Genomic DNA, 20,131 nt, shown 5'->3' with positions numbered 1-20,131 from the left:
AATGAATGCCTATAGTCACAGCAAAAGAGGTAGCCACGGGTCTTAAACTAGATAAACTGGGTTTTATAGGAACCTTTATCGGTTGGGTGGTATTAAAAGTTACCCGTGTATCTGCCGTTAATAGGCACTATGATAGTGTCAAGCATCTCGAGGGATTAGAATTTCTTACCGGGGTACTCGACATGTATGGTGTAAAATATGAGATTCCCGAAGAAGACTTGCGTAGATTGCCCAAGGACGGATCTTTTATTACATTATCCAACCATCCATTAGGAGGACTCGATGGTATATTGTTGTTAAAATTAATGATTGAGCATCGAGCGGATTATAAGATTATTGCCAACTTCTTGCTACATAATTTCAAGCCGTTGAAACCTTTTGTAATGCCGGTTAATCCTTTTGAGGATAGAAAAGATGCAAAATCGAGTCATACCGGGATCAAAGAAGCGATAATGCATATCCGAGAAGGTAGGCCGCTAGGGATATTTCCTGCAGGAGAGGTATCCACCAAAAAAGAAGGAAAGAATTATGTCGATAAAGCCTGGGAACCCAGTGCAATGCGTTTGGTGCAAAAAGCAAAAGTGCCGGTAATCCCAATTTATTTTCATGCTCGCAATAGTAGGTTGTTTTATCGTTTGGCATCCATAAGTGGCTCACTTAGAACTGCCAAATTGCCTAGTGAGTTGTTCTCGCAAGATGGCAAGACCATAAAAGTGCGTATCGGTAATCCAATTTCGGTAAAAGATCAGGAAGAGCATACAGATCTAGAGGATTTTACGAACTTCTTGCGTAAAAAAACCTATATGCTGGCTAATCCGTATGAGAAAAAGACATTACGCGAATCCATACCTAACTTAAAAATACCTAAATCTCCCAAAGAAATTGCGGGAGAAGGAAATTCGCAAGTTATTGAAGCCGAACTCGAGTTTTGTAGAGAAAATGATAAGCGGTTATTACTCAGTAAGAACTATGAAGTTTTTCTAGCACAGAAAAAAGACATCCCAAATATTGTAAATGAGATAGGTCGATTGCGAGAGATCACCTTTAGAGAAATAGGAGAGGGGACCAACAATTCGATCGATCTGGATAAGTTTGATGACTATTACCACCACATGTTTTTGTGGGATAATGGTGCCAAAAGACTGGCGGGAGCCTATCGTATGGGAATGGGTGCCAAGATCTATGCTAATTTTGGGATTGATGGATTTTATCTGCAAGACTTATTTCGATTCGAACCCGAATTGCATAAAATGATGAGCCAATCTATCGAAATGGGTAGAGCATTTATCATCAAAGAGTACCAGCAACGTCCTATGCCTTTGTTTTTACTTTGGAAAGGAATTGTGCATTGTACCCTTCGTTTTCCAGAACATAAATACCTCATTGGTGGGGTGAGTATCAGTAATAAGTTCAGTAACTTCTCTAAGTCGTTGATGATCGAGTTTATGAAATCCCACTACTATGATCCTTATGTAGCACAGTATGTACGACCTAAAAAAGAGTTTAAGGTAAAACTGAAGGACGCCGACAAGGATTTTGTATTCGATGAGAGTAAAAGTGACCTCAATAAGTTTGATAAAATTATCGATGAGGTCGAACCGGGAAGTCTTCGAATTCCCGTGTTGATCAAAAAGTACATCAAACAAAATGCAAAAGTAGTCTCCTTTAATGTGGATCCGCTATTTAACAATGCTGTAGATGGTTTGATGTATATCCGAATTGCAGATCTTCCTGATAGTACCGTAAAACCGGTGATGGAAGAGTTCCAGGCAGAACTAGAACAGAAGTATTTTAAGAACGGTGATCGATAAGATAAAAATACAAGAAGTGGAGAAGTACATAAGCATGGTACTTTTGATTTTTCCACTACTTGTGTTTAGCCAAGCTGAAACGCTAACAGGAGTAGTTTTGGATAAAGCAACCAAAGCTCCGCTAGAAGGGGTTGTGATCTATATAGACGGTACGACCACCGGAACGGTAACCAATGCTTCAGGAGCGTTTACTTTGGATCTAGAAAATCAACCCAGAGATGCTCAGGTTACCATTGCTTATCTAGGGTATGAATCTATATATTTGAAGACATCATCAGTCTTACCCGATGACGCTCTCTCAGTTCAAATGGAAAAAAAGCTGGAAGAGCTCGATCCAGTGTTCTTGCAAAATGATGATTGGAGTCGCGAAAAGAAACTCAACTATTTTAGAGCTTATTTTATTGGGGATAAAAAGGATCAAAAGACGTGTAAGATTCTTAACGAAGATGCTATTCGGTTGTACTATAATTATGGGGAACAAACGCTTTATGCCAGCGCAAATGTTCCTATCAATATCAAAAATGATCAATTAGGATATAATATTGTCTATAACTTAGTCAGTTTTGAAATCAAGTTTAACCGAGGAGAAATTGTAAAAGGATTCTATGTGGCGGGAACCAGTTATTTTAAGGCTTTTGATGAAGAGAGCAAAGCACTGAATAAAAGACGCCAGAATGCCTATAAAGGATCACGATTACATTTCATGAGATCCCTGGCAACAGGCACACTTGATCAAAATAAGTTTGATGTGTACCGCAAAGGTTTAAAAACACAAGTTGACCGAGTTTTTAAGGTTGAAAAAGAACCCGGATTTGCCAAAGTGTACCCACTTCATAAGCGTACTACCGTGTTGTTTAAGAATAAGCATAGAACGGATCTTATTTTTAATGTAAATGATCACTTTTTGATTGATGGTCTGGGGAATTTTTCGGACACCGAGAAGATCCTTTTTAATGGAGAAATGACCAATCAAAAGGTGGCAAGATTACTACCACTGGATTATGGGTTATAAGCTGTGACTTGGCGGTTGATAGTTGTTTTGAGCATTTTATCGATTTCCCATTGTTTTTTTGAGGTTTCCCTTTATGTCTTTACCTGTTAATATGCTTAAATTAGTGTTCTAAACACGCTAGTATGGTGCTACAATACGTATATTTTGGTATTGCCTTAGTAGGAATTCTGATCTTTCTTTTTGCAATGAAAAAGCTGTTCGCCTGGTTAAAAACCAAAGTGAATCGATTAGAGTATAATATCTTTTTTGGTAGTGCCAAGTTTTCTCAGTTTTTTAGATTCATCACGCCCAGACGCGAGCGACACATCCTAACTTTTTTGTTGCGATTGGTGCGGATATCGATGACCATTACCTTTTTAGTGTTTTATTTGCCATTCTTGTTTAGTCTAATGCCGCAAACCAAAGAATATGCGGATATTGTATTAGGATACATCAAAAAGCCATTATTCTTCTTGTATGATGGATTGGTTAGCTTTATTCCTAACCTGTTTTTTATCCTGGTGATCTTTTTTGTTACTAAGTACTTATTGAAATTTCTAAAGTATGTGACTACAGAACTGGAAAGAGAAGCCGTACGTTTGGACGGGTTTCATGCCGATTGGGCCAGGCCTACATTTAACCTGTTACGTGTATTTATCATTGCGTTTGCATTGATTATTGTGTTTCCGTATATCCCAGGATCAGATTCTCCGGCATTCAAAGGGTTATCTATATTTTTTGGGGTACTGTTTTCTCTGGGATCCACTTCGGCCATCTCGAATATCGTAGCAGGAGTGGTGATTACCTATATGCGTCCTTTTAAGGTAGGAGATCGTGTAGAGATAGGAAATACCATTGGAGATGTTACCGAAAGAAGTTTGTTAGTTACCCGTATCCGAACCATCAAAAACCTGGATGTAACCATTCCAAACTCTTCCATATTAGGGAATCATATCATCAACTTTACCAAAAATGCAGCCGAAGACGTTGGGATTATCTTGCATACTTCGGTGACTATTGGATACGATGTGCCTAGTAATGACGTTATAAAAGCACTGATCGCAGGGGCCAAGAAGACCGAAATGATACTAGAGACCCCTACACCTTTCGTTTTTGTAAAAAACCTGGATGATTTCTATGTCAATTACGAAATCAATGTATATACCAAAAACCCAGAAAAATCGGCATTGATTTATTCGATGCTACACGAAAATATTAAGAATGAACTACATACTGCGGGGATAGAGATTTTATCACCACATTATCATGCTGTTCGGGATGGGAATGTACTTACAGTTCCACCAGAAAATATGCCAGAAGGCTATGTACAACCTGGATTTAAATTTGAAAGCAAAAGATGATTTTGAGATAATCTCGGTCTGTACATTAATTACTAATTTTAAACATAAAACTAATACTAAAAATCGCACAAATGTTACTATCGATCTTACAAGTAGACGCAGAACAAGGAATTGAAAAAGCACAAGAATGGATAAATTATGGTGTCGATTTGGCCAAAGAGTTTGGGCCAAAAATCGTTACCGCTATTGTAATTTATATCATAGGTTCTTGGGTGATTAAGCGTATCACCAAAGCACTGACCAAAGTATTTGCAAAGAGTAAATATGACGAATCTTTACAGAAGTTTTTATTAAATCTGGTGTCTTGGGCACTTAAGATATTTTTGATTATTGTAGTGATATCAAGACTGGGTGTCGATGTTACTACTTTTGCTGCTGTAATTGCTGCTGCTGGTTTGGCTATTGGTATGGCCTTACAAGGTTCTCTTGCCAATTTTGCAGGAGGAGTATTAATTATGATTTTTAAGCCCTATAAGATCGGTGATCTTATCGAAGCACAAGGAGTTTTGGGTGTGGTTAAAGAAATAGAAATCTTTACTACCAAACTAACAACACCACAAAATAAATTAGCGATTGTACCTAATGGTACTATGGCTAATGGGAATATTATTAATTATACTGCAGAAGGACTAATGCGTGTGGATCTAACCATTGGAGTAGGATATGATGAAGATATCAAGCAAGCCAAAGAGGTGTTGCTTAAAGTATTGACTGATCATCCAAAAGTATTGAAAGAACCAGCACCATCTGTAAATGTGGTAGCGCTAGGGGAGAGTTCTGTGGATTTTGCGGTAAGACCGTTTACCAAACCAGAAGATTACTGGGATGTGTATTTTGCAACTCTAGAGAATAGTAAGTTGGCATTAGATGCGGCAGGTATCGAAATTCCTTACCCACACTCTGTCGAAATACAAAAACAAGGATAATCTCCTTTATCTGGAACATAAAAAAGGTCTCCCCGCGGAGACCTTTTTGTTTTTATATCATTTATTACTAAGAAATTGCAGTGGTGACATGTTTTTCTACAAAATCCTTGCAATATTCCTTGATTTGATTTCGGGTTTTGGTAAACGCTGCATGAATTTCCTCTTCGGTACCTTCCACTTTTGAAGGGTCAAAGAAATTGTAATGTAAACGTTCTGCTTTGCCGGGAAAGAAAGGACATCTTTCTTTGGCATTGTCACAAACCGTAAGGATGTAATCAAATTCGATATCCAAATACTCATCCAGATTGTTGGAGGTATGATTAGAGATATCAATACTGTCCTCCTTCATGATGGCAATGGCTCGAGGATTTACCCCGTGAGTCTCTACACCGGCACTGTATACAGTAGCTTGATCTTTGGCAAAATGTTTCAAATAGCCTTCTGCCATTTGACTTCTGCAAGAATTACCGGTACATAATACTAAGATATTCATTATGGTGGTGTTTATGTGGTTATATTATTTTTTTACTTCGTCTTTCTAATAAGGTGTTATCGTACCAAATACCGTGAAGCTTTGCGACTTTTTCCCGAAATCCAATTTCTCGAAATCCTAAAGCTTTATGTAACGCAATGCTAGCTTTGTTTTGACTAAAAATACCAGCTTGCAAGGTCCAAAACCCTTCGGCTTCACTCTCTTTGATAAGGTGTTGCAAAAGTAACTTACCGATACCTAATTTTCTAAAGTTTGATGCTATATAAATGCTAACTTCTGCCACACCACGGTAAACTTCTCGTTTGGAAACTGGGGACAAAGCCGCCCAACCGGCAATTTCGTTGTTCATTACAGCTTTAAGTCGACAAGAAGTACTATGCGCAGCATCCCATTGTTCCCAACTTGGGATTTGCGTTTCAAAAGTGGCAACTCCCGTAGCAATTCCTTGTCTATAGATCTCAGAAATTGTCGGCCAGTCTTGGTGAGTAAAATTAGTTATGGTAATATTGGCACTCATCTAGCAACAACCGCTTCCTGGTGCACAAGCATTAGCAGCTGTGGTTTCAGCAGTTTCTGGAACTCCACAGGTTTCTTTGGCTTTACAATCCGTAGGCTGCACGGCTAGTTTCATAATTAGCTGATCGCCGTTGATCAAAAAGCCGGTTACATGCAACTGAGCGGTATGAAACATGGCGTTTCCGTATTCGATACGTACAGGAGCATCCATTTCATAACTTTTCATTGTCCCTACTTTTCTTAGGATACCAAGAGCCTTGTATGTAGACATATAATCTGGTTTACCCAGTTCGCTTGGACTTTCCCAAAGTTGAATAATGGTTTCTTTCCACGAATCTGTTCCGGCTCCGCAGTCTACAGCATCTACAGTGATATGTTTTACTTCGGTGATATGATAGTTGGTGCCTACCAACATTCCTGGAGCGTACTCAAATAATAATGATTTATCAGGGTGCTCTGCTAATAGGGTGATAAATTCTGAAGTATTCATAGGTTTTTGTGTTTTTAGTGTTAACAACAATTATGTTTTGTAGTATTAAAAAAGGAATTCAGCGATTGCTGCAAAGCGTTCCATCGGTCGAGATCGATGCAATAACACATGCGTTTGCCTTCGATCTCTCCTTTTAGCAAACCAATACTTTTGAGTTCTTTTAAATGCTGAGAGATGGTGGCCTGAGCCAATCCGATTTCCTCTACAAGATCATTACAAATACAAGCATTTTGCTTACTGATGTATTGAAGGATAGCAATACGAGCAGGATGCCCTAATACTTTAAAAAAGTGAGCCAACTCATTTTGCCTTTCGTCAAATATTTGCGTTTTGGTAATTCCCATTTTATTATTTATATATCGCAATATTACGATAATAAAATTGAATAAAAAAGCCAGAAGAGAATTTTCTGACTTTTTACTATACTAGAACCAAGGTTTTTTACCTACTTGATAGGTCTGATAGAATTCCTCATCAGATTTGGTAAGGTAGATAATCCCTTCGATTAATCCGACAAGACCTGGAATCCAAATAAATAAAAGACCTACAGCAAGACAAGAAAGCGCATATGCAGCTATGGATACTCCTAATAGAATAAATCCTTCTTTTTGATATCCAAGGATAAATTTATGAACACCTAAGCTTCCAAGCACGATCGCTAGAATTCCTGCCAGTATTTTTTTGTTGTCTTGAGAGTCTAATACCTCTTTTGCTTCTTCAGCAAACTCTTTGGCAGTTTCTTTTACGCTTTCAGCAGCTTCTTCAGCGCCTTTTTTGATGTCATCCCCTAGGTTGTTGTTTTCTTCGCTCATGTTGTTTAATTAATTGATTTACTTCAAGAAAAATACAAAAAAAATGTTCTCGAATTACTTTTATTCCAAAAAAGCTTTGTCGATCGGTTCCCAGAGTTCTATTTTCTCGCCCCAGTTTAAACTCCCATGGTATTACTTTTATGGCATATTTCTTGTTCTTATGTTCCAGATTTAATGTATTGTTATGAAACAGTGGTTTTACATCTTATTTTCTTAACTTTTTATGGGTTAGGTAGAATTATTTGACATTATTTTAACGTATATTGTATCTACAAATTTGTGGGATATGTCTTAATTTTCATATTTCAACCCCTATTTTAAAAGAAATTCCATCTTGAAGTAATAGTTATGTAAAACACTCTTATAATACCAGCACTAAACTCTTAATTCCTAACCAAATTAGTTCTCCCCAATGTATTTTAAGAATCTCACAATAATTTTCTGTTTTTTTCATTTTTCTATCTTATCAGCTCAAGACTATATTTATAAAAACTATAATACCTCGCATGGTTTAAGTAGTTCTGAGGTATACGACATTACTCAAGACAAGAAGGGATATTTATGGTTTGCTACTGATCGCGGAATGACTAGATATGATGGTTATGAGTTTAAAAAATACTCAACCAAAGATGGACTTACAGATTCTGTAGTATTTAATTTTTATGAACAGAAGGATGGTACTATACTATGTTCCACTTACAATAAAAAAATTTTTTTTTACGATCCAGACCAAGAAGAATTTATACCATATTCGTTTAATCATCTGTTAAATAATATTCCTAAAAACTACACTTTTAATACCATTAAAATAGATGATAAATGTTCAGTTTTTATAAATTTTAAAGGAATATCAGGATATATAGAAATTGACGATGGAGGAATTGTTCACAATAAGTTATCCACATTAGAAAATCCCTTAAAGATTAAGTTCGAAGATCAATCTCCATTTCGAACCTATGTTATTAATGAAACTATTAACTCATTAGAAAATTCGGGTCTTAGTCTTCATTTTTCTGGTACAGGATGGTATTATGGGGCAATTCATAAGTCTAGCAAGGATCGACTTATCACTACGGTAAACAGGAATATTAATATTACTGATTTAGGAGGAAGATTTATACAACAGTTTAATTTTGAGAGAGATATTCTAATTGCAGGAGAATTGGATGAAGACCTTTTCTGGGTAGGATTTAATCAAGGAGGAGCAAAAGTTTATGATTATAATGGAAGACTTGTAAGTCATTTATTACCAAGAGAATCTGTGACGAAAGTTTTAAAGGATCATGAAGGAGGCTTATGGTTGGCAACGATTAATTCTGGAGTCTTCTATATCAAAAACCCAAAAATTAAAGCCTATCTTGTTGACAATAAAAATCAGAACGTACATTCTCTTACCTCAAACCTGAATGGAGTACTATATGTTGGGTATGAAAATGGAGAACTTTATAAAAAAAGGAATTCATCTTTTAAACGTATTTGGAAATCTCCTTATAGAATCCCTCATAACAGAGTAAAAGTGCAGTTTTTTAGTAAGGATAGTATTTTGTTATTTCAATCAACCCCATTATTATTAAAAGACGAATTAGGCAAAATAACAGGTTTGGAACCTTTAAATAATGGTTATATTTTATCTGATAACACTAACGATTCTCCATTAACTGCTGGCAGGTTTATAATTGAATATCAAAAAGATATACAAGCTTTTAACAAAGAGATGGATTTTGGGACAAGGATTTTTGATATCGAGCATGCAGATGAAGGATATTATTTAGCTACATTATCAGGATTGTACTGTTACAGGAAAGATTCACTAATTGAGTTAGGAAAGAAAGCACCATTACTATCGTATCGAATAGATGATATTGATAGGGACGGAGATCGATACTATTTGGCTACAATGGGTGGAGGATTAGTTGTAAAAAATAAAGACACTATTTACTCAATAAATACTAAAAATGGATTAACAAGCAATTCAACTACTCAAGTATATGTGCCTTCAAAACAAGAAGTTTATGTTGCTTCTAATACAGGTTTCAATAAGATATTATTCGACAGTACTTTGACGAATTATACTGTCTCTAATTTTTCGTTTGAAGACGGATTACCAAGTAATGAGGTGAATGATATTGAATTACTTAATGATACACTCTGGATAGCGACCAAAAATGGTTTGTATTCATTACCAAAAGAACTACTAAATTCTTCTAATCAGCTTTTAAATGAAGATTGGTTACAAATCAACAAGGTATCGGTGAATAATGATCAAATAAAAAATTTTGATAGCGTACGAGACCTTTTACATTATCAAAATACAATCGCTATTGGCTTTAATACTATTTCGTTTAAGAATAAAGAAAACATTTTATATCGTTATCGACTTCTAGGGAAAGAAAATGAATGGAATACAACAAAGAACAAACAAATACGGTATTTAAACTTAAATCCAGGGGACTATATTTTTGAGGTACAAAGTAAAGTTGGAAATAAAACTTGGAATCCTAAAAGTAGTTACTTGAATATCACTATTAGAAAACCTTTTTGGAAAACAGGAGGGTTTTACACCATTTTGTTAATACTAACAGTTTTTACAGTCTATATTTTTTTTAGAATCAATGTGTTAAAAGATAATAAGGACATCATTAGAGAATTTTTAAGGATTTTCCTAAGAAAAGTAAAAGGAGAAAAACATAGTGTAGTAATCAAGGAGTCTGGTCTTGAAATTAAAATTAACACTTCTACTATTCTTTATGTGAAATCTGCGGGTAATTATTTAGAAATATATACACAAAAAAAGATGTATTTGGTAAGAGAAAAAATTGGAAATTTTGAGAAAAAAATGCCAGATCAACTAGAATTTATGAGAGTACATCGATCTTATTTGATTCGTATTGACAAGATTGAACAAAAAAACCACAAATTTGTAGTGATTAATGATCAAAAAATCCCAGTAAGTTCCAAGTATAAAGAGAATATGGATAAGATTATCTTATAAATTTTCGGGAATTACCCTAAGATCAGTAAGGGTAAAACAGCTTCTTCTATTGTTGCAACTTTTTATTTAGAAGCACTGAAATTTTATTAATTTATACAATCAAAAAATTCATCACTTTTTAATAGCAATTCATCACACCCAGCATTTGGATTATCACTTTTTACATTCATTTTAGAACAATCTTGTGTTTTTGAGAGAGAAGCATAAGTGTTTGAATTTATCTTCGTAATCGATATTTACCAACATTGAATTCAGTGAAATATTATAGAACTATTATTCATTCAATTTAAATTATACTTATGAAACTCTTTAGAAACCTAGCTTTGTTTGTTACTATTGTAACAATTACTATTTCGTGTTCAAAGGACGAATTAGAATTACAAACTTCTCAGCAAGAAAATGAAGTTTTAGAAAATGATCATTCCGTTTTATCAAAACAACAATTAGAAATCATAGCAAAATCTATGGTTAGTTACATCAATAATGATGATGTAAAATCCGAAATTATTTCTTACGCTACAAAATCTACAGATAACGAAGTTTATCGTCCTTTTAAGGATATACTTGGATATTCAAAATCACAAAAAGCAAACAAATCAGTATTTGCTGATAAATTGTCAGCGGAGTTAAATCAATGCAGTACTTGCAAGTTTAATAACAAAAGTAGTAAGGAGATTCTAGAAATTCTCAAGGACCATTATGTGATTTCAGCACCTTATTTAGCCGAAGATTTTTCGGACTCTAAAGAACCGATAACAATATCTTGGTGGGATGGTAAAGATAATTCCGGTACTACACCAGGGATTTTATCCACGAATGCACAAAATGATGTAATCACTAAGGAATTAGTTACTGTTGATGATGACTATGCGTCAAATCATCCAACTATAGTGATTATGCCATTGGAAGATCCAATTTTTGTTGGAAATAAAGGAAATGATCTCGTGTTGGAGGGAGATGGAGGAGGAGGCACAGGAGGTAGTGGTACTACACGACCAAGAGATATTGATTGTAGGACACTAGGCGAAGACGTGACTTTACGCCTTGAAATGCCACAGGTTCAATTGCACAATAATACAAGAGCTTGGCCGAATTCTAATCAACTTTATATTTGGGCAATAACGGGAGATTTTTCTGTAAATAGCAATGGGTTTATAAGTTCTTCTCCAAATACAAATGCACCTTGGGGGAGTAGTGATGGGTTTAAAATAAGTAGAAGAAATGTAAAAAAGAAAAATTGGGTAGGCTCTGGAATGTCTTTTTTAAAAAGTAACTGGAAAAGAAGTCAATTGGATCTAAAAATTATTGTAGCAGCTCGTAACGATGGTAGGGGAAATATTAATATTTCAGATCAAGTATCCGTCGACTCAAGTGGAGATTTTGCAAGAGATACTTCTGTCGATTTCTCAATCTCCTCTTCAAAACATGCTTACGTAATTTTTGATGTTAATTTTGATCGATGTACAACACTTGGAGAGATTACAACAGATGGTGGATATGGAATAAGAAACAGTTATCAAATCTATCATTTTAATGGTTTTTCCTTTTATTTAAGACCGGTAACTCGATAAAACTATTTTCAGAAACAAAAAAACTTAGTTTTGGAATATCAAAAACTTTTCAAAACTAAGTTTTGGCTTTGATTAGCAAAAGATCTTTTTAAATGTGGATTATTTGCTAAGTAGATTGTTAGTATAGAATTTAAGAACTCCTATTTTAATTAATGATCCTTTATCAAATGAATTTTCAAGACACATTTCAATTATAAAAAAGCTTTGTCGATCGGTTCCCAGAGTTCTATTTTATTCCCTTCGGGATCTACAATCCATCCAAACTTCCCGTAGTCATATTCTTCGATCTCTCCAACAACAGTAACGCCTTCTTTTTTGAGCGTTTCTAGTAATTCTACCAGATTTTCTACCCTAAAATTCATCATAAACTCCTTTTTGCTAGGAGCAAAATAAGAGGTGTTTTCAGCAAACGGACTCCATTGTGTAGAACAATCATTCCCTTCTTTGTCTTTCCACCAAAAAGTACATCCGTAATCATCCACAGGTAGCCCCAGATGTTTACCGTACCATTCTTTTACTTTTTTTGGATCTTTGGTCTTGAAGAAAAAACCACCTAATCCTGTTACCCTGTTTTTCATTTATTTCTTTTTTAGGTTATTTTCATATAGATCAATCCACTGCTGCGGTGTCATTTTGGAGGCCAACTTGCCGATAAGTTCCGTTGGGATTTGATCGATTTTTTTGAAACGTATACAGCTTTTACCCATATCCAGTTTGGTTTTTACATATTTTGGATACTCACCTACAAACCAATCCATCAGATCTTTGTCGGCATAGATCCCACTGTGATATACCGCAATAAAATTCTTTTGTGAAGCAATATTCATAAATGGTAAAGGTAATTTTGGATCACAATGATATCCCCCGGGATAGAGCGAATGCGGCACTACATAACCGATCATTCCGTAACTGATTACTTCAGAAAATCCTTGAGGTAAATTGTCTTTGATGACTTTTCGCAGTGTACTCATTGCAGCTTTTCGCTCCTCTGGTATGGCTTCAATATATTCGTCTGGTGTACTGGCTTTGTATTGCATACTATTTGTTTTTTGATGATTAAGCTTGTGGTTTACGTTGCAGTATTAGTGCAGAAATTAGGGATATGATAAACCCTATGATAAAAACTGTAGTAGCCATAAGAAGGAAACTAATGAACCTGTTTGAGAACATCTCCTTTTGCGCTTGCAACTTTTCATATTCTACTTTAAATTCTGCTTCAGATAGTGATTGTCGTAGTTGTTCTACATAATGTGCGTAATACTCGGCCATAAAATCGGGATTGATATACTTGATGTAGATCACATCTAATATCCCAAAGGCTAATGCAGCGATTAGCGAAATCAGTACACCAATTAACAAGGCTTTACCAAAAGAGACGATTCCACTATTTTCTTTATCTCTGAAATGCTTAATCCCAAAAAAGACAAAAAGTAGTGATACTACCATGCTGGTATATCCTATAACTTCTTGCATGGAGTAATCCAAGTTTTTACCTAAGAACCAACCCGCCAATGCTAATACACAAATGGTAATGGCACTGTAAATTCCGTAACGTATTACTGTATTTTTCATAGTACTTGCTGTTTAAAAGTTTGATTCAAAAGTAGATCGAACCCGATAATTAGCACTCATACTAAAGTATGAATTGTATACGACTTTGGTATGATTTTGGGGTTATTGGCTTATAATTCGAAGCTCTTTGGCAATTTGAATGGCTTGTGTTCTTCTTTTGGCATCTAATTTTACCAGGATATTAGAAACATGTGTTTTGATGGTACTTTCTGAAACGAACAATTTTTGGGCGATTTCTTTATTGGATAATCCTGAAGCAATCTCGCACAGTACTTCGTATTCACGTTTGCTAAGTCCTAACTCTTCTATTTTTTGCTGATCAATGACTGTAGAAGTTTCTTTTTGTCGATGTAACACTCGTTTATTAATAATTACTCCGATCACAAAAAAAAGCAACGCAATACAGGCAATTACAATTTCTATTTTGGTGCTTCCGGTAAGCACACTGTACTTGCTTAATTGAAATAAAGAAAGCAATGCAATAGCCAGAGCTGCAAAAATGAAAATAGTTTTCCTCACTGCATAAATTTAGAAAACTCTAGCTTACTTTGAAAGGATATCGATTTCCTGTTGCAGATTTAGCTTCGCTTTTTCTTCATAAACGTCATAAAAATGATCCGATTTAAAAATACGGGACATATTTAAAAAATGGCGAAGGATTTTAATACGTCCTGGATTATAGAGGAGATCTGGATAATAGTTGTATTCTTTTCTAACGTGTTCAAAATACGTTTTGTAGCCTTTCCAATCACTACCCAAAATAGATAAATCGGCATCGGTAAATAGATTGATGTCGTTATGTTTGGATACCTGATGCCCTTTGGTGGCTATAATCATCTCATGACAAAGGTGTATGCGTTCTTTATCTATATCTAATGCACTAAGAATGGTGACCGCTTTCTTTGCACTTTGTTCTTCGTTATTTTGTTTAAGGATATTATAGATGAAATCGTGATAGAATAGAGCAAACAAGGTCATATCCCAATCTTGTATCTGATCTTTTACCGTAAGCAGCAGATTATAGATATGTTCTAAATGGGTAAGCGTGTGATAATATCGCTTTTTACCCGAGTGTTTTTTTTCTATCTCGTTCCATAAAGTAAACACATACTCTTCATCTTTGGAGTATTTGGAAAGGAGCGAAATGAAAATCTCTCTTAGCAAAATTGAGCCTTTATTTTGTCAACAATGGTTTGTGCCAGCTTTTCTTTAGATTCAACGGTCCAACCCGCAACATGTGGGGATAGAAGCACGTTGTCTAGTTGCATCAGCGCTTGTAGCACCTCTGGCATTTCTTTCTTGGAAGTAAATAGATTCTCGAACGAAGATTTTTCATACTCTAATACATCCAAGCCAGCGCCCAGAATTTGCTCATTTTTTAAGGCATCTACCAGATCTTCGGTAACTACGCTTTTCCCTCTGGCGGTATTGATAAGCCAAAATGGCTTTTTGAATTTATCGATAAATGCTTTGTTGATCATACCGATGGTTTGTGGGGTTTCTGGAGTGTGTAAACTTAAAACATCGGTTTTTTCAAAAAGTTCTTCGAGTTCTACCTGTGTAGCGTCACTGTTTTCTACATCCTCTTTGATGTCATAGCAAATCACTTCTACGGTAAACCCTCTTAGCTTTCTGGCAAAGGCGCGTCCCATGTTTCCGTAACCAATAATCCCTATCGTTTTTCCATCTAATTCAATACCGCGATGTTCTTCTCGTAACCACTTTCCATCCCTAACACTCTGATTGGCCTGATTCAGTTTATTGAATAAAGACAATATCATTCCCAAAGCATGCTCACCCACCGCATTTCGATTTCCTTCGGGCGCATTAAAAAGTTGGATTCCTTTTTTTGCCGCATAATCGGTATCAATATTTTCTAAACCAGCTCCAACACGACCAATAAATTTTAGGTTTTCGGCCTTATCCAAAAACGATTGATCAATAGCAAAGCGACTACGGATTACAATACCATCGTAATTCGCAATTTTGGCTTCTATCTCGGTTTTTGATGAGGTATAATCCTCTTCATTATGAAAGCCTACTTCTTTAAGTTGATCAATAAGTAATGGGTGATTGGTATCTAGGTGAAGAATCTTCATTATTGGTATGTTAGTCTGCAAAAATACCGAATTTACAAGCTTCGGCTGGGATAACAGGATATCTTCCTATAATTTTTGAAAAATTTAAGATTTCTCTACGCGTCATTGGTTTGTATACGTACATAAATACGTAGGGTTACCTATACCCTGGTCTAAGATGGATTTTTAGCTTTGCCGCGTAAATAAATTGTTCAAAAACCCCTTAATAAATGAAAAAACAACTACCCCTTTTTTTCTTCTTGTTTAGTATTTCTATTTCGTCAATCTATGCGCAGGATCAATTCTTTAATGGAGATGTGATTGCCAAAGGATCTATGCAAATTGGTGGCGACGCTTCGAATGGTTACACTTTTGGGTCTGATACCTTTGTGATGACAGAAAATAACCTAAGAATGTATTTTGATGATACTTCTTCGGGCGCTTCGTTTCCTGGCAATGACTGGAGATTTACCTTCAACGATAGTAGCAATGGAGGAGATAATTATTTTGCTGTTGATGACGCCACAGGAAATAAAAGACCATTTAGGATTGATGCAGGTGCTCCCAATAATGCGTTTCGAATTGCGGATAATGGAAATGTAGGTATTGGAACCAGTAGTCCGGGAACTATAGAACTTAGTATTTTGGATAATGATACACCAACAATTCGTTTGGGACAGAACGGAGGATTTGGAACACAATTATGGGATATCGCCGGAAACGAAACAAATTTTTTCATTAGAGATGTAACTAATGGGAGTAAATTACCTTTCAAAATAGAGCCCAATACACCAAGTAATACTTTTGCTTTGGGAGAAGACGGTAATGTTGGTATTGGATTCAGTGGTAACACATTTCCAAACATCAATTCTGAGGCTTCTATACATTTAAAAGCTACCGATCAGGGACTTTTAATCAATAGAATGACTACGGATCAACGAACTACCTTTGGGGCAAGTCTGGATGCCGACGAAAATGGAATGATGGTATACGATACCGAAGAGAATAACCTATACCTATGGAATGGCACAGCATGGGTAACCGATACCGATGCCCAAGATCTTGAGTTGTCCGACAATACCTTGAGTTTAACCAATGATGCGACTACCGTTGATCTTGCTAAATACTTGGACAATACGGATGATCAAACCATAGATGTTTTTGAATTGGATGGAAACACGCTAGAATTATCCTTAGAAAGAGATGGAGAAGGGACGAAGACGGTAGATCTTGCTAAATATTTAGATAATACAGATGCTCAAGAGTTGGCCTTGAATACTAACGAATTGAGTATCTCCGGTGGGACAAACACCATCGACTTATCCGATTATCTGGATAATACTGATGCGCAGGACCTAGAGCTTACTACTAACACATTGAGTTTGACTAATGATGGAACTACAGTAGATCTATCCAAATATTTGGACAATACAGATGCCCAAGATTTGGAACTTAGTGGTAATACGCTGAGTTTAACAAACGACGGAACTGCCGTAGACCTTTCTAAATATCAGGATAATACCGATGAGCAAACTCTAACGTTAACCAATATGCAGTTAGAGATTTCAGGAGGGAATAGCATAGATTTATCGGTGTTACAAGATGGAACAGGAACTGATAATCAAACTTTAAACCTGAGTTCTAACGTATTGAGCATTTCTGGAGGAAATACAGTGGATTTTTCAGGCTATGTAAATACGGATGATCAGGATCTAACCGCTGCAAATTTGAATGGGAGTGATCTTACTATCGAGATACAAGATGGGAATTCGGTTACCGTGGATTTGGCACCGCTCATGCTATCCTTAGAAAGTGATTTAATAGATGCTCAGGATGAAATAGCGGATTTGATTTCAGAAAACCAAACACAGCAAGCATTGATTGAGGATCTGATTAGCCGAATTGAAGCATTGGAACAAAACTCTGGAAATACACAAAACCCAACTAACAGAAGTAATGTACCCGTGTTATATCAGAATATTCCTAATCCGTTTAACGGAACCACAACGATCAAGTATTACCTACCTGATGGCATTACTAATGCAACGATTGTGTTTAGCGATATGCTAGGGCAAGTATTCTCTAAAATAGCACTTACAAAAACAGGTGATGGTGAGCTCTATATCAATAGTGATGGGTTAGCAGTGGGGACCTATTTCTATACCATGTATGTAGGTAGCAGAAAAATAGATACTAAAAAAATGGTGATACAATAAACACAAACTCATCTTGAAAATAAACTATGGCAGGGGGCTATAGTCGATTTGTTTACGCCGAAAACCACCTAATTTATTGGGTGGTTTTCATTTTTAATTCGATTTCTTCTGAAAATAAGTTATAAATTAAATGGGTAAGTTTGTAACTATGAAACCCTACATACCCCTTCTCATTTTTTTGTTGTTTTCTATAGCACTGGTCGCTCAAGAATCAGATAATACTGTGATAGAGCTAAAAGATGCGATCAAATCAGCTTCTACAAGAAGGGATAGTATAGTCGCTTTGTTGGCTTTGGCAGAATTTCAGTATGATCAGGATTTTAGTAATGCAAAAGACATTGTAAATGAAGCGGTACAGTTAATAGCAAATAGAAAGGATAGTATGTATCAGCAGTTGTTGGCAAAGGCCTATGTGGTAAAAGGTGTCATACAGCGAAGAGAAGCCAAATTCCCTGAAGCATTACAATATTATCTAAAGGCAAAACAAATCTACGAGCGTCAAAACGACGACTGGCATGTTTCTGACGTATATCATAATATGGGGATGGTTTATCGACATCAAAAGGATCATGATAAAGCCATCACATTTTATAAAAAATCAATTGCAGTAAAAGAGTCCATCCAGGATATCCATGGTATTGCCGCAGGATATAATATGATGGGAGTATCCTATCGGTAGAGCAAACGATTACGGAGGTAAGGGGCCGTAACGTGTTTATGCCCACTCTTCATAGAGTGGGTATTTCTATTCTTATTTAAAAACCTCAGGAAAAGGAGTAAGCGCTATATCCCAAATCAAAGGCAACACAAAATAGATCAAGATCGTAGTGATGAGAATAGAAACGATATTCATCCAAAGTCCTACTTTCATCATTTTAGGAATGGTCAATAAACCAGAACCAAAAACCACGGCATTAGGAGGTGTGGCCACAGGAAGCATAAAAGCACAAGAAGCAGCAATAGTTGCACCAATCATCAAAAAGTAAGGATGCACATCTATAGATAAGGCCAAAGCAGCCATAACGGGCATTAGCATTGCAGCGGTTGCTACATTTGATGTAATTTCAGTTAAAAAATTAACCACCATAACAATGGCAAGAATAAGCAGTAGAGAAGGAAACATTTTAAACAATGCCAATTGATTTCCTATCCATTCAGCAAGTCCAGAAACTTTAAAACCTTCGGCCAGGGCCAATCCACCTCCAAATAGCAATAAAATTCCCCATGGAATGTTTTCTGCCGTTTTCCAATTAATGATTCCTAATTTTTGTCTTTTCTGAGAAGGGATTACAAATAGAACAATTGATCCTGCTATGGCAATCAAGGTATCACTAATACCAGGTATAATATGTTTCAGTAAAAAAGAACTAGTCATTCAACATATGGCAACAGTACCAAAAACGAATAGCACTGCTTTTTCTTCATAAGATATCTTACCTAAATCATCCAGTTGGTTTTTGATTGCTGTTTTACCTCCTGGGATTCCTTCCACAGTAATAGGGAACACTTTTTTGGTTAAATACAACCATCCTATGATGAGCATCAAAACAGAGAAGGGCAGCCCCAGCATCATCCATTGCGCAAAAGAAATTGTTTCGCCATAAAGCTCTTCCGCAATACCCACAAAAATAACATTAGTAGGTGTCCCAATAATGGTAGCAATACCACCAATAGAACATCCATACGCCATAGCAAGCATCAAAGATCTACCCATGGTGTTTTTGATCGTTTCTTCGGCCTGAATTTGAGAAACTACAGCAAGTCCTATGGGGAGCATCATCACTGCAGTAGCGGTGTTCGAAATCCACATGCTCAAAAAAGCTGTTGCGATCATAAACCCAAGAATTACCTGATTCCAATTACTTCCGATACGATAAATAATGGTAAGAGCAATCCGTTTATGAAGGTTGGTTTTTTCGATAGCCGAAGCCAGGATAAAACCTCCCAGAAAAAGAAAAATCATTGGATTAGCGAAAGCTCCAGATACACCTTTGATAGGCATTACTCCCGTTAATGGAAAAAGTACAAAGGGAAGTAAAGCTGTTACAGCAATAGGAATAGCTTCGGTAATCCACCAAACTGCAATCCAGGTTGCAATGGCAAGGGTAGCCAATCCTTCTTTGGATAGTCCTTCTGGACTTAAAAAAAACAAAATAAACAAGAATAGCACAGGACCTGCAATAAGTCCGATAGTCTTTGTTTTCATGCAGTACGTATTAATAACATCCTTTTTTTCAAAAAACGGATTTGGTGAATTTACTGCATTTTTTACGAAAGCCGAAACCTCTTTTAGATATTCCTC

The 20,131-nt window shown here is 36.0% G+C and carries 19 protein-coding genes and 1 pseudogene; 8 read left to right on the top strand and 12 right to left on the bottom strand.

Going from position 1 to position 20,131, the window contains the following annotated elements:
• Positions 1–5 precede the first annotated feature (5 nt).
• From ACXAGJ_RS14975 to ACXAGJ_RS14960, 4 genes are all read left to right on the top strand, one after another.
• Positions 6–1,811, top strand: coding sequence for a GNAT family N-acyltransferase (locus ACXAGJ_RS14975; protein WP_073321771.1), 1,806 nt, complete (start codon positions 6–8; stop codon positions 1,809–1,811).
• A gap of 16 nt (positions 1,812–1,827) precedes the next feature.
• On the top strand, positions 1,828–2,823 hold the full coding sequence (locus ACXAGJ_RS14970) for a carboxypeptidase-like regulatory domain-containing protein (RefSeq protein WP_474840960.1): 996 nt from the start codon (positions 1,828–1,830) through the stop codon (positions 2,821–2,823).
• A gap of 122 nt (positions 2,824–2,945) precedes the next feature.
• Entirely contained in the window at positions 2,946–4,163 is a 1,218-nt protein-coding gene (locus ACXAGJ_RS14965; protein WP_474840959.1) for a mechanosensitive ion channel family protein, read from the top strand.
• Between the two features lie 71 nt (positions 4,164–4,234).
• Positions 4,235–5,089 (top strand): mechanosensitive ion channel family protein, encoded by an 855-nt coding sequence (locus tag ACXAGJ_RS14960; protein ID WP_474840958.1) that lies wholly within the window; start codon positions 4,235–4,237, stop codon positions 5,087–5,089.
• A 67-nt stretch (positions 5,090–5,156) separates the two neighbouring features.
• On the opposite strand, the gene ACXAGJ_RS14955 is transcribed toward ACXAGJ_RS14960, so the two are convergent.
• The 5 genes from ACXAGJ_RS14955 to ACXAGJ_RS14935 form a co-directional block, all read right to left on the bottom strand.
• Positions 5,157–5,582: an arsenate reductase ArsC gene (locus ACXAGJ_RS14955; RefSeq protein WP_073321762.1), complete on the bottom strand. Its 426-nt coding sequence runs from the start codon at positions 5,580–5,582 to the stop codon at positions 5,157–5,159.
• 19 nt (positions 5,583–5,601) lie between these two features.
• Positions 5,602–6,099, bottom strand: a complete 498-nt coding sequence (locus tag ACXAGJ_RS14950) for an N-acetyltransferase family protein (RefSeq protein WP_474840957.1) — start codon at positions 6,097–6,099, stop codon at positions 5,602–5,604.
• Positions 6,100–6,588 (bottom strand): DUF6428 family protein, encoded by a 489-nt coding sequence (locus tag ACXAGJ_RS14945; RefSeq protein WP_474840956.1) that lies wholly within the window; start codon positions 6,586–6,588, stop codon positions 6,100–6,102.
• Positions 6,589–6,608: 20 nt separating this feature from the next.
• Positions 6,609–6,932 carry a metalloregulator ArsR/SmtB family transcription factor gene (locus ACXAGJ_RS14940; RefSeq protein WP_473284919.1) on the bottom strand — a complete coding sequence of 108 codons (324 nt, stop codon included), beginning with the start codon at positions 6,930–6,932 and terminating at the stop codon, positions 6,609–6,611.
• 81 nt (positions 6,933–7,013) lie between these two features.
• Positions 7,014–7,400 (bottom strand): TM2 domain-containing protein, encoded by a 387-nt coding sequence (locus ACXAGJ_RS14935; protein ID WP_474840955.1) that lies wholly within the window; start codon positions 7,398–7,400, stop codon positions 7,014–7,016.
• A gap of 412 nt (positions 7,401–7,812) precedes the next feature.
• Between ACXAGJ_RS14935 and ACXAGJ_RS14930 the strand changes: the two genes are divergently transcribed.
• On the top strand, positions 7,813–10,392 hold the full coding sequence (locus ACXAGJ_RS14930; protein WP_474840954.1) for a ligand-binding sensor domain-containing protein: 2,580 nt from the start codon (positions 7,813–7,815) through the stop codon (positions 10,390–10,392).
• Positions 10,393–10,691: 299 nt separating this feature from the next.
• Positions 10,692–11,963, top strand: a complete 1,272-nt coding sequence (locus tag ACXAGJ_RS14925) for a hypothetical protein (RefSeq protein WP_474840953.1) — start codon at positions 10,692–10,694, stop codon at positions 11,961–11,963.
• 191 nt (positions 11,964–12,154) lie between these two features.
• Here the strand turns inward: ACXAGJ_RS14925 and ACXAGJ_RS14920 are convergent, their stop codons facing one another.
• The 6 genes from ACXAGJ_RS14920 to ACXAGJ_RS14895 form a co-directional block, all read right to left on the bottom strand.
• On the bottom strand, positions 12,155–12,541 hold the full coding sequence (locus tag ACXAGJ_RS14920) for a VOC family protein (RefSeq protein WP_474840952.1): 387 nt from the start codon (positions 12,539–12,541) through the stop codon (positions 12,155–12,157).
• A complete protein-coding gene (locus ACXAGJ_RS14915; RefSeq protein WP_474840951.1) occupies positions 12,542–13,000 on the bottom strand; it encodes a DUF1801 domain-containing protein in 459 nt (152 codons plus the stop codon).
• A 19-nt stretch (positions 13,001–13,019) separates the two neighbouring features.
• Positions 13,020–13,535, bottom strand: coding sequence for a DUF4199 domain-containing protein (locus ACXAGJ_RS14910; RefSeq protein ID WP_474840950.1), 516 nt, complete (start codon positions 13,533–13,535; stop codon positions 13,020–13,022).
• A gap of 102 nt (positions 13,536–13,637) precedes the next feature.
• On the bottom strand, positions 13,638–14,054 hold the full coding sequence (locus tag ACXAGJ_RS14905) for a LuxR C-terminal-related transcriptional regulator (protein WP_474840949.1): 417 nt from the start codon (positions 14,052–14,054) through the stop codon (positions 13,638–13,640).
• Between the two features lie 24 nt (positions 14,055–14,078).
• Positions 14,079–14,699: an HD domain-containing protein gene (locus ACXAGJ_RS14900; protein WP_474840948.1), complete on the bottom strand. Its 621-nt coding sequence runs from the start codon at positions 14,697–14,699 to the stop codon at positions 14,079–14,081.
• Complete coding sequence (locus ACXAGJ_RS14895; protein ID WP_474840947.1) at positions 14,693–15,634, bottom strand: 2-hydroxyacid dehydrogenase; 942 nt, start codon at positions 15,632–15,634, stop codon at positions 14,693–14,695. The genes ACXAGJ_RS14900 and ACXAGJ_RS14895 overlap by 7 nt, the downstream gene beginning before the upstream one ends.
• A gap of 209 nt (positions 15,635–15,843) precedes the next feature.
• Here ACXAGJ_RS14895 and ACXAGJ_RS14890 point away from each other — a divergent pair, with 209 nt between their 5' ends.
• Positions 15,844–17,829, top strand: a complete 1,986-nt coding sequence (locus ACXAGJ_RS14890; RefSeq protein WP_474840946.1) for a T9SS type A sorting domain-containing protein — start codon at positions 15,844–15,846, stop codon at positions 17,827–17,829.
• A gap of 148 nt (positions 17,830–17,977) precedes the next feature.
• On the top strand, positions 17,978–18,508 hold the full coding sequence (locus ACXAGJ_RS14885; RefSeq protein WP_474840945.1) for a tetratricopeptide repeat protein: 531 nt from the start codon (positions 17,978–17,980) through the stop codon (positions 18,506–18,508).
• Positions 18,509–18,580: 72 nt separating this feature from the next.
• Here the strand turns inward: ACXAGJ_RS14885 and ACXAGJ_RS14880 are convergent.
• A pseudogene (locus ACXAGJ_RS14880) lies at positions 18,581–20,035 on the bottom strand (SLC13 family permease).
• Positions 20,036–20,131: the final 96 nt, after the last annotated feature.

This window comes from Aquimarina sp. AWH4_224, assembly GCF_056160245.1.
The sequence above is the reverse complement of the archived record's forward strand: the minus strand, read 5'-3'. Positions and strand labels throughout refer to the sequence as shown.